The sequence below is a fragment of the Achromobacter sp. LC458 genome, from assembly GCF_001005835.2.
Classification (GTDB): domain Bacteria; phylum Pseudomonadota; class Gammaproteobacteria; order Burkholderiales; family Burkholderiaceae_B; genus Achromobacter; species Achromobacter spanius_B.
This window is the reverse complement of sequence record NZ_LBHW02000036.1, coordinates 1-12187: the sequence shown is the minus strand read 5'-3', so window position 1 is coordinate 12187 and position 12187 is coordinate 1. Positions and strand designations below refer to the sequence as shown.

The following is a 12187-nucleotide window of genomic DNA, read 5'->3' as shown; positions in this document are numbered from 1 at the left end:
TTCAGCGTGGGCGCACCAGTTGCCAGGCGCGGCCCAGATAGCCCAGCGAGGCAAAGCCGCTCCAGACGTGGACCAAGCGGGTGAACGGGAAAATCACGAACAGCGTCAGCCCCATGAATAGATGCGCCTTGAACAGCAGCGGCACACCCGCGATATAGCTGGCGGCGTCGCCCTGGAACGTCACGATGTGCTGCGCCCACGTCATCAGCCGCACCATCATGTCGCCGTCCATGTGGCCGGCGGACAGCACGATGGTCGACAGCCCCAGCAGCAAGGTCACCAGTATCCAAAGCAGCAGCAGCTTGTCGCCCGGCCGGGTCGTGCGCGCGATGCGGGGATCGGTCAGGCGGCGATGGATCAGGATCAACAGGCCGATCAAGCACAGCCCGCCCATCACGCCGCCCGCCACCATGGCCACCGTCTGCTTAAGCGTGTGGCTTACGCCCAGCGTGTCCCACACCACCACCGGCGTCAGCAGGCCGGCCAGATGGCCGAAGAACAAGCCCAGGATGCCGACGTGGAAAAGGATATTGCCCAGCCGAAGCTGGCCGCGATGCAGCAGCTGCGAGCTGTCGGTCTTCCAGGTGTATTGCTCGCGCTCGAAACGGGCCAGGCTGCCCAGCAGGAAGACGGTCAGCGCAATGTAGGGATAAATACCGAAAAGGAATTGATTCAGGGAATTCATGATGCGTCGTCCTGAGCACGAATGGGGGGGTTGGCGCGGGGATAGAAGCGCACGGCTTGTGCGGCATCGCCCGCGAACGGCCGCAGCAGCGGTTCCACGCCGTCCGCGCTGACGCCGAACGTGTCCATGGCTTCGTCCATGTCGCGCACGGGCGCGTCGGTCTGCTCGCGCGGCACCACCCGGGCCGCCGCGCGCAGCACCTGGAAGATTCCCGCGTACGGGCTGTCGCCGCGCGCCAGTCGCGCACCGATGGCGGCCAGCACGTGGATGGCTTCGTCCAACAGGTCTTGCGCGTCGGCCGGGTCGATCACGCCCAGAAATTCCAGGAACAGCGGCACGTGGTCGGGCAGCTCGGACACGACCGGCTCAAAGCCGTGCTGCCGGTACGTATCCAGCAGGTCGACCATGGCCTGACCCCGGTCACGGCTTTCGCCATGCACGTGTTCGAACAGGTGCAGCGAATGCGAGCGGTTGCGGTCGAAGGTGGCAACGTAGTTTTCCTGCACGGTGATCAGGTCATTGGTTGCCAGATAGGCGACCAGCGGTTGCAAGGCTTCTTCGGCGTCCGGGTCGTCGGCCAACGCGGCCTCGACCTCGCCCAGCGCGTCCAGCAGATCGGGCTCGGGGTAGCTGAGCAAGGCGGAAAGCAAGCGGTAGTGCGTCATGGTGTTCTCTCCTGTCCTAGCGCGCCTGGGCGGCCTTCTTGCGGGATTTGGGCATCTCGATGAAGATTTCGCTGCCCTGCGGCTTGCGGCCGAACAAAGTGCCTTCGGACACGCCGCCCGAGCAGCCGTTGCCGAAGGTAAAGCCGCAGCTGCCTTTTTCGTTGAAGCTGTCTTCCACGATTTCCTTGTGGCTGCTGGGTACGACGAAGCGGTCTTCGTAGTTGGCAATCGCCATGATCTGGTACATGTCCTGCACCGTTTCCTCGGACAGCCCCACCTGTTCCAGCAGCGCCGTGTCGCGTTCGCCGTGCACGGTTTCCGAGCGCTTGTAGGCGCGCATCGCCAGCATGCGTTCCAGCGCCTGCAACACAGGCGCTTCCTTGCCGGCCGTGAGCAGGTTGGCCAGGTAGCGCACGGGAATGCGCAGGCTGGACACGTCCGGAATCATCGCGCTCTTGCCCACGGTGCGCTGCGGCATCTGGCCGGCTTCGGCCGCCGTCTGGATAGGGGACAGCGGCGGGATGTACCAGACCATCGGCAAGGTGCGGTATTCCGGATGCAGCGGAAACGCCACGCGCCATTGCACGGCCATCTTGTAGACGGGCGACTGCCGGGCCGCTTCCAGCCACGATTCGGGTATGCCCTGTTCGCGCGCGGCGGCGATCACCGCCGGGGAATGCGGGTCCAGGAACAGGTCCAGCTGCGATTCATAAAGGTCCTGTTCGTTGGCGGTGGCGGCCGCGCGTTCGATCTGGTCGGCGTCATACAGCATGACGCCCAGGTAACGGATGCGGCCCACGCAGGTTTCCGAGCACACGGTGGGCTGGCCGGCTTCAATGCGCGGATAGCAGAACGTGCACTTCTCGGCCTTGCCGCTGCTCCAGTTGTAGTAGATCTTCTTGTACGGGCAGCCCGAGATGCACATTCGCCAGCCGCGGCATTTGTCCTGATCCACCAGCACGATGCCGTCGTCTTCGCGCTTGTAGATCGAGCCCGACGGGCAGCTGGCTACGCAGGCGGGGTTCAGGCAGTGTTCGCACAGGCGCGGCAGGTACATCATGAACGTGTTCTCGAACGTCGAGTACATCTCTTTCTGCACGCCTTCGAACAACGCGTCGCGGCTGCGCGCGCTGAATTCACCGCCCAGGTCGTCTTCCCAGTTCGGGCCCCAATGGATCTTGTCCATCTTCTTGCCGGTCAGCACCGACACGGGGCGCGCGGTGGGCGGCGTTTGCGACAGCGGCGCGTTCTGCAGGTGTTCGTAGTCGAAGGTGAAGGGTTCGTAGTAGTCGTCAATGGCCGGCAGGTTCGGGTTGGCGAACAGGTTGGCCAGGATGCGCAGCTTGCCGCCCTGGCGCGGTTCCAGCTTGCCGGCGGCGGTGCGCTTCCAGCCGCCCTTCCACTTGTCCTGGTTTTCCCATTCCTTGGGGTAGCCGATGCCGGGCTTGGTTTCCACGTTGTTGAACCAGGCGTATTCGACGCCGTCGCGGCTGGTCCAGACGTTCTTGCAGGTGACCGAACACGTGTGGCAGCCGATGCACTTGTCCAGGTTCAGCACCATGCCGATTTGGGCGCGTATCCTCATGATTGCTTCTCTTCTTGTTGCGTGGCTTGTTCAGCCGGGTCCTCGACCAGCGGGCCTTCCAGCCAGTCCACCTTCTTCATCTTGCGCAGCACCACGAATTCGTCGCGGTTGGCGCCCACGGTGCCGTAGTAGTTAAAGCCGTAGGCCTGCTGCGCGTAACCACCGATCATGTGCGTGGGCTTGAGCACCGTGCGCGTAACCGAGTTATGGATGCCGCCGCGCTTGCCGCTGGTTTCCGCGCCGGGCACGTTCACGATCTTTTCCTGCGCGTGGTACATCAGGCACATGCCCACCGGCACGCGCTGGCTGACCACGACGCGCGCGGTCAAGGTGCCGTTCACGTTGAAGACTTCAACCCAGTCGTTGTCCACCAGGCCGGCCTGTTTGGCCTCGGTTTCCGACACCCACACGTGGGGGCCGCCACGGCTTAAGGTCAGCATGCGCAGGTTGTCGGAATAGGTGCTGTGGATGCCCCATTTCTGGTGCGGCGTCAGCCAGTTCAGCACCAGTTCCTTTTCGCCGTTGGGATACTTGCCCAGCATGGGCGCCACCGTCTTGGTGTCGATGGCGGGCTTGTACACGCACGAACCCTCGCCAAAATCCAGCATCCAGCGGTGGTCCTGGTAGAACTGCTGGCGGCCGGTCAGCGTACGCCACGGGATCAGTTCGTGCACGTTGGTGTAGCCCGCGTTGTAGCTGACCTCTTCGCTTTCCAGCCCCGACCACGTCGGCGCCGAAATGATCTTGCGCGGTTGCGCCTGGATATCCCGGAAACGGATCTTGTCGTGCTGGCGGCCCACGGCCAGGTGGGTGTGGTCGCGCCCGGTGATCTTGCCTAGCGCTTCCCATGCCTTGACCGACACATGGCCGTTGGTTTCGGGCGCAAAGGTCAGGATCATTTCCGCCGCGTCGATGGCGGTGTCCAGGCGCGGGCGGCCCTGGCTGACGCCGGCCTCGCCCACGCTGGCGTTGATGCCGGCCAGCTCGTGCACTTCGTGCTCGGTGTTCCAGTTGATGCCCTTGCCGCCGTTGCCCAGCTTGTCCAGCAAGGGGCCCACCGACGTGAACTTGCGATAGATGTCGTTGTAGTCGCGCTCAACCACCGTCATCGACGGCGCGGTCTTGCCCGGCACCAGATCGCATTCGCCCAGCTTCCAGTCGCGCGGTTCGAACGCCTGGCCCAGTTCTCCCGGCGTGTCGTGCATCAGCGGGGTCAGTACCAGGTCGCGGCGCTTGCCCAGGTAGGGGCCGCCGATCTCGCTGAACTTCCTGGCCAGCAGCTTGTAGATTTCCCAGTCGGTCTTGCTTTCCCACAGCGGCTGCACGGCTTCGCTCAAGGGGTGGATGAAGGGGTGCATGTCGGACGTGTTCAAGTCGTCCTTTTCGTACCAGGTGGCCGTGGGCAGCACGATGTCGCCGTACAGGCAGGTGGTGCTCATGCGGAAGTCCAGCACCGTCAGCAAGTCCAGCTTGCCCTCGGCGGCGTCTTCCTGATAAGTCACTTCGGTGGGCTTGATGGCGGCGGCTTCGTCGCCGAACACGGCGTTTTGCGTGCCCAGCAGGTACTTCAGGAAGTACTCGTGGCCCTTGCCGCTGGAACCCAGGATGTTGGAGCGCCATACGAACATGTTGCGCGGAAAGTTGGCCGGGTCGTCCGGGTCTTCGCAAGACATGCGCAGCGCGCCGGACTTCAGTTGTTCCACGGCGTGCGCAATGGGGTCCTTGCCGGCGGCGTCGGCCTGGGCCACCAGGTCCAGCGGATTGGTGCGCAGTTGCGGGGCCGACGGCAGCCAGCCCATGCGTTCGGCGCGCGCGTTCAGGTCGATCATCGACAGGTCGCCGTACTTGGCGCGGTCGGCGGTGGGGCCAAGCACTTCCTGCACGTTCAACTTTTCATGGCGCCACTGGCTGGTGTGGGCGTAGAAGAACGACGTGCCGTTCATCTGGCGCGGCGGACGCACCCAATCCGACGCAAAGGCCAGCGGGGCCCAGCCGAACTGCGGGCGCAGCTTTTCCTGGCCCACGTAATGCGCCCAGCCACCGCCGCTCTTGCCCACGCAACCGCACATCATCAGCATGTTGATGATGCCGCGGTAGATCATGTCCATGTGGTACCAGTGGTTCAGGCCCGCGCCCACGATCACCATCGACTTGCCTTCGGTGTCGTGCGCGTTCTGCGCGAATTCGCGCGCCACCTGGATCACCTGCGCGCGCGGCACGCCGGTATGCTTTTCCTGCCAGGCGGGCGTGTAGGCCACGTCATCGTCGTAGGACGTGGCGACGTTGGCGCCGCCCAGGCCACGGTCCAGGCCGTAGTTGGCCATTTGCAGGTCGTACACCGTGGCGACCAGCGCGTCCGCGCCATCGGCCAGGCGGATGCGGCGGGCCGGCAGGTTGCGCACCAGCACGTCGTCGTGCTCGCCGCCAAAGTACGGGAAGCCCACGCCCACCGTTTCCGCGCCCTGGCCCAGCAGGCTCAGGGTGGGTTCGATGGCCTGGCCATTGCCGCCATTGCGGGATTCCAGGTTCCAGCGGCCAACCTTTTCACCATCGTTGACCGCGCCCTCGCCCCACCGAAAGCCGATGCTGCCGTTGGGCGCCACCAGGGCGCCGCTGTGCGCGTCCAGCACCAGCGTCTTCCAGTCGGGGTTGTTCTGTTCGCCCAGCGCGCCGTCAAGGTGCGAGGCGCGCAGGAAGTGGTCGGGTGCGTAGAAGCCATCGCGCGGCTTGAGCAACACCAGCATGGGCATGTCGGTGTAGCGGCGCACGTAGTCGCGAAAGTACGGCGACGGGTTGGCCGACAGGTGGAACTCTTTCAAGATGACGTGGCCCATCGCCATCGCCAGCGCGGCATCGGTACCTTGCTTGGGCGCCAGCCAGATGTCGCCGAACTTGACCATTTCACCGAAGTCGCTGGACACGGCCACCGTCTTGGTGCCCTTGTAGCGGACCTCGGTGTAGAAGTGCGCATCGGGGGTGCGGGTCTGCGGCACGTTCGATCCCCACACCATCAGGTAGGTGGAGTTGTACCAATCCGCCGATTCCGGCACGTCGGTCTGCTCGCCCCAGATCTGCGGGCTGGCCGGCGGCAGGTCGCAATACCAGTCGTAGAAGCTCAGGCATGCGCCGCCCAGCAGGCTGAGGTAACGCGCGCCGGCGGCGTAGCTGACCATGGACATGGCGGGAATCGGCGAAAAGCCGATCACGCGGTCGGGACCGAATTTCTTGATGGTAAGCGCATTGGCGGCGGCAATGATTTCGGTGGCGGTGTCCCAATCGGCGCGAACAAAGCCGCCCAGGCCGCGGACTGACTTGTAGCGCTTGGCGCGCACGGGGTCCTGGCTGATCCATTCCCAGGCGGCAATGGGGTCCATCGTCTTGCGGGCTTCGCGCCACATCTGCATCAGGCGGCCGCGGATCATCGGGTACTTCACACGCTGTGCCGAATACACGTACCAGCTGTACGAGGCGCCACGCGGACAGCCGCGCGGTTCGTGGTTGGGCAGGTCGGGCCGCGTGCGCGGGTAGTCGGTCTGCTGCGTTTCCCAGGTGATCAGTCCGTTCTTGACGTACACCTTCCACGAGCACGAGCCCGTGCAGTTCACGCCGTGGGTAGACCGCACCACCTTGTCGTGCTGCCAACGGGCGCGGTAGGCGTTTTCCCACTTGCGGTCTTCATTGACCGTTTCGCCGTGACCATCGGCAAAGGTGGATTTGACCCGGGACATGAACTTCAACCGGTCCAGGAAGTGACTCATTGTGTTTCTCCAAGAGCGCCGCGTCGGCGGCGCGTACTGCAATCGTTGCGCTGGTTTCACTGTAGGTCGGGGTCCGTCCCCCGACCATTCGCCAGAGGGCCAGGCCGGGCGCGGCAAAGTGACTAGTCACCCGCCGCGCGCTTTGTTCAGCAAGGCACCGGCGCGTTCCTGCGCGCATAGAACCACCACGTAATCACCATGCACGTGGCGTAAAAACCGATGAAGCAAAACAGAGCCGCCTGCACGCTGCCCGTCATTTCCAGCGACGTGCCGAAACTGCGCGGGATGAAAAAGCCGCCGTAGGCGCCGATGGCCCCGGAAAAGCCCAACACCGCCGCCGATTCCTTGGCCGCTTCGCCCAGCGCACGCTTGTGCGCGTCGGAGCCTTTGCCCGCAGCCGCCTGGGTGCGTTCGCGCAGGAAGATCACGGGAATCATCCGAAACGTCGAGCCGTTGCCCACGCCCGTCAGCGCGAACAGCACAATGAACATCGCGAGGAAACCGTTGAAGTTGCCGCCCTGGCCGGCCCCGGGCAGGAACAGCATCACGCCCAGCACCGCCGCAATCATTCCGGCGAAGGTGACCAGCGTGACGCGCGCGCCGCCCAGCTTGTCCGACACCCAGCCGCCCACGGGCCGCGTCAACGAGCCCACCAGCGGCCCCAGGAACGCGTACGCCATGGGGTTGACGTCGGGGAACAGCGTCTTGGTCAGCATGGCGAAGCCCGCCGAAAACCCGATGAAGGAGCCGAACGTGCCCACGTACAGCCAGCACATCAACCAGTTGTGCTTGCGCTTGAAGATCACCGCCTGGTCCGCGAACGACGCACGCGCGTCGGCGATGTCGTTCATGCCGAACCACGCCGCGATGGCCGCAATGGCGATCGGTACCACCCAGATGAAACCGGCGTTTTGCAGCCACAGGTTCTGCGACGCGCCATTGACCGTGATGTCCTGCGGCGCGCCGCCGGCCGCGCCGAAGACGCCCACCGAAATCACCACGGGCACGACAAACTGCGCCAGCGACACGCCCAGGTTCCCGATGCCGGCGTTAAGCCCCGTCGCCAGGCCCTTCTTTTCCTTCGGGAAAAAAAAGCTGATGTTGGCCATGCTGGAACTGAAGTTGCCGCCGCCCAGCCCGCACAGCAGCGCCAGGATCAGCAGCGTTGGGAACGACGTGGTGGGGTCGCGCAGCGCAAAACCCATGCCCAACGCGGGCACCAGCAAGGACGCCGTCGAGATCGCCGTCCACTTGCGTCCGCCGAACACGGGCACCAGGAACGAATAGAAGATGCGCAAGGTGGCGCCCGACAGCGCGGGCAGCGCCGTCAGCCAGAACAGCTGGTTCTTGGACAGCATGAAACCGGCGCGGTCCAGGTTGACGACGACCACGCTCCACAGCATCCAGATGCTGAACGCCAGCATCAGCGCGGGAATCGAGATCCAAAGATTGCGGTTGGCGACGCGGGCGCCGGTCTGCTTCCAGAAGCCGGGGTTCTCCGGCTCCCAACGCGTCAGGACTTGTGTGAACATAGGAGCCTCTATTTGGAGGAAATGGGTTGCGGGGTCGTAAGCGACGCCCGCCCCAGCGCCGCGCTTTCAGGGCGGAAGCTGAAGTGCATGAAGATCAGCGACACGCAGACGGTGCCGTACAGCAGCATGAAGGCGCTGGACCGTACGCCGGTCAGGTCCAGCAGCACGCCGAACAGGATGGGCAACACGAAGCCGCCCATGCCGCCCGCCAGGCCCACGATGCCGGACACCGCGCCGATGTTTTCGCCGAACTCGTCCGAGATGAACTTGAAGACCGACGCCTTGCCGATGGCCATGGCGATGCCGACCACGAACAGCAGCACAGTGAAGGAGACCGGGCCCAACGCAATGCCGAACTGCCGGGGGCCGCCGGTGGTCATCACGGTGAACTGGGTTTGCGGGTAGCTCAGCAGGAAGAACGCCACCCAGCACACCCACATCACCCACCACGTGGTCTTGTAGGCGCCGTAGCGGTCCGAGATCCACCCGCCCATGGCGCGCAAGACGCCGCCGGGCAACGAGAAGCAGGCGGCCAGCAGCGCGGCCAGCTTCATGTCGAAGCCGTATTCGCCGATGTAGTACTTGGTCATCCACAGCGCCAACGCCACATAGCCGCCGAACACCACCGAGTAGTACTGGCAGTAGCGCCAGACGCGCGGGTCGCGCAGCATGGCAAATTGTGCCGACAGCGTGGCGCGCTGGGTCACCCGGTGCGACGGGTCCGATGCCGAGAACATCCAGAACAGCACCGCCGTGACCAGCAGCGCCACCGCGTACACCTGGGGCACGATGACCCAGGCGCCGCCGGCCGCCGCGATCAACGCGGGCGCCACGAACTTGGTGATGGCCGACCCGGAGTTGCCCGCGCCGAACACGCCCATGGCCAGGCCCTGCTTGTTGCGCGGAAACCAGCGCGCCACATACGGCGTGCCGACCGAGAACGAGCCGCCCGTCAGGCCCACGAACAAGGCCAGCACCAGAAATTGCCAGTACTCGGTGGCGTAGGACAGCAGCCAGATCGGCACCACCGCCAACAGCATCAGGATGAAGAACACGGGCCGGCCGCCGTAGCGGTCGGTCCAGATGCCAAGCGGCACGCGCACCAGCGAACCGGTCAATACCGGCATGGCGGCCAACAGGCCGAATTGCGTTTCGGACAAGCCCAGTTGCGCCTTGATGGGTATGCCCAGCACCGCGAAGATCATCCATACCGCAAAGCAGATGGTGAAGGCGAACGTGCTTGAAATCAGGACCCGCATCGGCCTGCCGGACGGGGATGTTGCTGCTGTCATGGTTACTCTCGCTTTACTCACGAAGACATGGCGCTAGCCTAGGCACGCGCCGCGCCGGCGACCATTCGCCGGCCGACCATTCGGGCCACGCCGATGTGCCTAGTCACCCGGTTTCCGTGCCCGCGTTTGCGCTGGATCAAGCGTTGGCCTATGCCCGGCGCAGGCCCAGGCTTAATATGTATTGCGAATACACCTTCACCAATACACCTTCAAAAAGGCGCAGACCGCCATGCCCTCGTTGCTGACCATCGATGAACCCGCCACGCCACCCCGCCGGCCTCGCCCGCAATGGCGCGCCTTCACCGAAATGGGCTTCCGGCCGCTGTATCTGGCCGGCTGCCTGTGGGCGTTGGTATCGGTGTGGTTGTGGGTGCATGCGCCGGGTCGCATCACCGGGCTGATGGCCGGCGTGTTCTGGCATGCGCACGAAATGCTGTGGGGGTTTGTCGCCACGATTGCCGTGGGCTTTCTGCTGACGGCCGGCGCCAACTGGACGGGCAAGAACCCCTTGCGCGGCAACGCGCTGGCGCTCTTGTGCCTGTTATGGGTGGTGGCGCGGGTGGGCTACCTGACGCCGGGCAGGCCCGCGTACGTGATCGCCGTCGTGGCGGACCTGGGGTTTTTCGTGTGGGGCGCCGCCGCCCTGGGCCGCGCCGTGTGGGTCACGCGCAACCAGCGCAACGCGGGCGTGCCGGTCTTGATGCTGGGCTTGGCCGCCACCAACGCGCTGTATTTATGGGCCGCTGCGCAAGGCGACTATCTGGCGGTGATGCGCTACTTCAATGCCGGCCTGCTTTGCATGGCCGTGCTGACGCTGCTGATTGCGCGTCGCGTGATTCCGTTCTTTGCCAAGCGTGCCGTGACGGGCCTGGACATACCCGCCCAGACCCGCAGCGGTCATTGGCAATTGGGCACGGGCGTGGCGGCCATTGCCGGTTTGCTTGCGGGGCAGCCGCGTCTGGCCGCCGCGGCCTTGACGGCCACGGGCTTGATCGCGCTATGGCAATGGGTGTCATGGAAGCCGTGGGCCGTGCGGCGCGTGCCGCTGCTGTGGATCTTGTATGCCGGCTATGTCGGCCTGGGCGCCGGGCTGCTGGTGGGCGCGGCGCAATTGGCGGGCGTGGTCGTCCGGCTGGCGTGGCCCGCGCACGTGATCGGCGTGGCGGGGTATGCGGTGCTGATCGTGGGCATGGTGACCCGCACGGCACTAGGCCACCTGGGGCGGCCCTTGCAAACCGATCGCTGCATGGTGGCCAGTTTCGTGCTGGTGATCGTGGCGGCGCTGTTGCGGCTGGCAGCCCTGTGGCCCAGCGTGGCCGCCACCGGTCTGCTGCATGCCGCCACCAGCGCCTGGGTACTGGCGATGGCTCTGTACCTGTGGCGCTTTTTCCCGCTGATGATCCGCCCACGCGCCGACGCCGCCAAGCCGGCGGCGCCGATGATGCGCGTGATGCCGGTCGCCCGGCCGCGCGTCTGAGTGGGGCGGCCCGCCACGCCTGCCCGCCGGCCTGTTTAGCAGGCCGGTATAGCCGTCTCGTTTAGCCGCGCCCTTCCCGGCGCTCGATCGCCTCGACTTCGCGGCGCATAGCCTTCAGCCACGCCTTCAGCAACGCCTGATCCGAGAACTGCATCACCTCGTGTTCCAGTTCGCCGATGTACTCCTGGATGTCGACGATGTCGTCATCCAGTTCTTCCAGCACCGTCTCGGGGTCGAACGAGGCGAACGGGTCCAGGTCGTAGCGCAGCTTGAAGCCTTCTTCGGCGTAGCTGGCCTGATGCAGCACTTCGTCCAGTTGCGCTTGCAAGGTGGCGTTGGCTTGCGGCAGGCCGCCGTCGGGCACATCGGCCAGCGGCGTCAAATCCGGCGTGCCCAGCTTGCGCCGCGCCGCTTCTTCGTCCTGCATCGCCTGCCACGCCACCGCGTTCGGCGTGGTGTTGCGCAAGGCAGCGCGGGCCAGGGCCAGCAGGTCTTCGGCTTCGTCGTCTTCGAACTGGTCCTGGATGATGCGCAGCAGTTGCGTCGGCGTAAAGGTCGACAGATCGGTGTCGGGGTCCAGCTCCAGCGCCTCGATCAGTTCCGCCTTGGCGTCTTCGGATTCGTCAGCGGCGGCCTCGTCGTAGTCCAGGCCACTGTGCTTCTTGTAAAGGGTCTTGAGCTTGTCGGCATCGCAACCGGCCGGCAGTTCGCCCTTGGCGTCCAGCAGCAGCAATTCCGCCGAAAACTCGGTCACCAGCTCAGACACGAATTCGCGTTCGGCCTTGGACAGCCCCATGTTCTTGTGCGCGTGGTCAAAGCACAGCACGAGCTTCATGCGCAGTTCGTGCAGCTTCTTTTCCAGCGGCGCCAGGCCTTCCGTGTACTTGCGCTGGTATTCGGCCTCGACCGCCTGCCATTGATCCAGGCGGCCGCGTTCCGTTTCCAGGCGTGCCTGTAGCCGCTCGAATAACTGACGCGGGGTTTCCAGTGAATGTTGGCCCATGACCTGCTCCTTGCAAACCGGGTAATGAAAGTAGCCGCCACTCTAAACGATTCGGGCAAACCCCTCTTGGGTTTTTCAGTTAATAACGCTAATCATTATTATTAATATAGAATCTCGGCTGTCCGGCACACCCTGCCCGCAACCTCTTCGCCACGTCTTCGCCACGTCAGCGCAACATCTCTCAGCACAA

General features: G+C 64.7%; 8 protein-coding genes. 1 reads left to right on the top strand and 7 read right to left on the bottom strand.

Annotated elements, in window-relative coordinates; all coding sequences use genetic code 11:
• Nucleotide 1: 1 nt before the first annotated feature.
• The 6 genes from narI to YH64_RS23445 form a co-directional block, all read right to left on the bottom strand.
• Complete coding sequence (gene narI / locus YH64_RS23470; protein WP_046806710.1) at nt 2–685, bottom strand: respiratory nitrate reductase subunit gamma; 684 nt, start codon at nt 683–685, stop codon at nt 2–4.
• Nucleotides 682–1350: a nitrate reductase molybdenum cofactor assembly chaperone gene (gene narJ, locus YH64_RS23465; protein WP_046806709.1), complete on the bottom strand. Its 669-nt coding sequence runs from the start codon at nt 1348–1350 to the stop codon at nt 682–684. The genes narI and narJ overlap by 4 nt, the downstream gene beginning before the upstream one ends.
• A gap of 16 nt (nt 1351–1366) precedes the next feature.
• A complete protein-coding gene (gene narH / locus YH64_RS23460) occupies nt 1367–2935 on the bottom strand; it encodes a nitrate reductase subunit beta (protein ID WP_046806708.1) in 1569 nt (522 codons plus the stop codon).
• A complete protein-coding gene (locus YH64_RS23455; protein ID WP_046806707.1) occupies nt 2932–6693 on the bottom strand; it encodes a nitrate reductase subunit alpha in 3762 nt (1253 codons plus the stop codon). The genes narH and YH64_RS23455 overlap by 4 nt, the downstream gene beginning before the upstream one ends.
• A 146-nt stretch (nt 6694–6839) precedes the next feature.
• Nucleotides 6840–8225, bottom strand: coding sequence for a NarK family nitrate/nitrite MFS transporter (locus YH64_RS23450; protein ID WP_046806706.1), 1386 nt, complete (start codon nt 8223–8225; stop codon nt 6840–6842).
• A gap of 8 nt (nt 8226–8233) precedes the next feature.
• Nucleotides 8234–9484: a nitrate/nitrite transporter gene (locus YH64_RS23445; protein WP_046806705.1), complete on the bottom strand. Its 1251-nt coding sequence runs from the start codon at nt 9482–9484 to the stop codon at nt 8234–8236.
• A gap of 262 nt (nt 9485–9746) precedes the next feature.
• On the opposite strand from YH64_RS23445, the gene YH64_RS23440 reads away from it, so the two are divergent.
• Nucleotides 9747–10994 (top strand): NnrS family protein, encoded by a 1248-nt coding sequence (locus tag YH64_RS23440; protein ID WP_046806704.1) that lies wholly within the window; start codon nt 9747–9749, stop codon nt 10992–10994.
• A gap of 61 nt (nt 10995–11055) precedes the next feature.
• On the opposite strand, the gene YH64_RS23435 is transcribed toward YH64_RS23440, so the two are convergent.
• A complete protein-coding gene (locus tag YH64_RS23435) occupies nt 11056–11997 on the bottom strand; it encodes a hypothetical protein (protein ID WP_046806703.1) in 942 nt (313 codons plus the stop codon).
• Between the last annotated feature and the right edge of the window lie 190 nt (nt 11998–12187).